A 1,905-nucleotide genomic window follows, 5' to 3' on the forward strand; every position below is an offset into this window, starting at 1 on the left:
ACTATCGACGATAAAATAAATTCCTTTATATAACTTTTAACCTAAGTTTACGTAATTCAAATTGCCTGTTTTTGGGTGCTGTTTTCTTGCTTGTTTGGTTTATACCCTATTTTGCGGAATTGAACACAAAAAACCCAAATTACGGAGCATTTGGGCGGTACGGGTGAATACGGATTGTATTTAGGGGATTTGAATGTTTTATTTGAAGAAGCGTTTGAACATTTTTCTGATTTTTTGAAATGGGCTGGATTTCTTTTGCATGTTAAGCGGCCTGGAAATGATCCATTTTTTCAAGAGACTCTTTGCAGCGATTGCATGTTTTGTCATTGTTTTTCCTCCTCATTTGTTGATACTTGTTTTACGGAGGACGTGTTTAAAATGTTTCATTTTCACACAAAAAAACCAGTCCTTTTTTGGACTGGCTTTTGGCATTAGGCTTGCGCTTCAAACTGCTTTGCAATCTCAACGATGACATTTACGGCTTTGACCATGTTATCAACTGAGATGTATTCAAATTTGCCGTGGAAGTTTTCCCCGCCTGTAAAGATGTTTGGCGTCGGAAGCCCCATGTAGGACAGCTGCGATCCGTCGGTGCCGCCGCGGATGGGAGAAATCTTCGGTTCGATGCCGAGGTTTTCCATCGCTTGCTTGGCGATGTTGACGATTTCGATGACAGGTTCAATTTTCTCTCTCATATTGTAGTATTGGTCGTTCATATCCAGCAGAATCCGGTCTTGCCCGTATTCGTTTTGAAGTTCTTCAACGGCACGCTTCATTGTTTCTTTTCTGTTTTGGAAATTCTCTTTGTCAAAGTCTCTGATAATGTAGTGGAGCTTTGTTTCGTCTACGTCTCCTTGAATCGACAGCAGGTGATAGAAGCCTTCATAGCCTTCCGTATATTCAGGCGCTTCGTCTGCCGGCAGCAGGCTGTTCAGCTTCATCGCGATTTTCGCAGAGTTGATCATTTTTCCTTTAGCTGTTCCGGGATGTACGTTGTTGCCTTTAATCGTAATTTTTGCGGCAGCGGCATTGAAGCTTTCATATTCAAGCTCGCCGAGCGGCCCGCCGTCAACCGTGTAGGCAAAGGAAGCATTGAACCGTTTCACATCAAATTTGTGCGGCCCTCTTCCGATTTCTTCATCAGGCGTAAAGGCGACTCTGATTGTGCCGTGCTTGATTTCAGGGTGTTTGATGAGGTAATCCATGGCTGTCATGATTTCAGCGATACCGGCCTTATTGTCTGCGCCGAGAAGGGTGGTGCCGTCTGTGGTGATGAGTGTATGGCCCTTATAGCCTGACAGCTCAGGAAATTGATCAGGTGACAGGGTGACCTGCAGCTGTTCGTTAAGAACGATGTCTTTTCCATCATAGCTTTCGATGATTTGCGGATTCACGTTTTTGCCGGTAAAGTCTGTAGCGGTGTCGACGTGAGCGAGAAAACCGATTGTCGGCACGTCTTTTTCAGTATTGGAGGGAAGAGTTGCCATGACATAGCCGTTTTCATCAATGGCTGCATCCTGCATGCCGATGGACTTCAATTCATCAACTAGCATGTTTCCTAATGTCAATTGGCCGGGTGTGGAAGGACAAGTGTCAACGGATTCATCGGACTGTGTGTCGACTTTTACATATGTAGTAAACCGTTCAATGATTTCTTCTTTCATTTCCAATCATCTCCTTTGTCTTATTTTAGCATGGCGGGATGAGAGATTTCTATTGCACAATACCGTTTCGAATGGCAAATACGACTGCCTGTGTCCGGTCTTGGGCATTGCATTTTTGCAGGATGCGGTGCACGTGGGTTTTCACAGTGCTTTCACTGACGAAAACCTTTTCAGCAATATCCTCATTTGTCAGTCCGTAGGCCATTTGCTGAAGAACCTCAAGCTGTCTTTTGGTGAACGG

The 1,905-nt window shown here is 44.4% G+C and carries 3 protein-coding genes; all 3 read right to left on the bottom strand.

Going from position 1 to position 1,905, the window contains the following annotated elements:
- Positions 1-198 precede the first annotated feature (198 nt).
- The gene (locus tag ACWHAR_RS20260) at positions 199-327 is read right to left on the bottom strand and encodes a hypothetical protein (RefSeq protein WP_003227241.1); all 129 of its coding nucleotides are present in this window, start codon (positions 325-327) and stop codon (positions 199-201) included.
- 104 nt (positions 328-431) lie between these two features.
- Positions 432-1,664, bottom strand: coding sequence for a peptidase T (pepT, locus tag ACWHAR_RS20265; protein ID WP_452087636.1), 1,233 nt, complete (start codon positions 1,662-1,664; stop codon positions 432-434).
- A gap of 49 nt (positions 1,665-1,713) precedes the next feature.
- The coding region (locus tag ACWHAR_RS20270; protein ID WP_452087637.1) for a response regulator transcription factor at positions 1,714-1,905 on the bottom strand (192 nt) is incomplete at its 5' end.

The sequence above is a fragment of the Bacillus sp. LR--39 genome, from assembly GCF_053613335.1.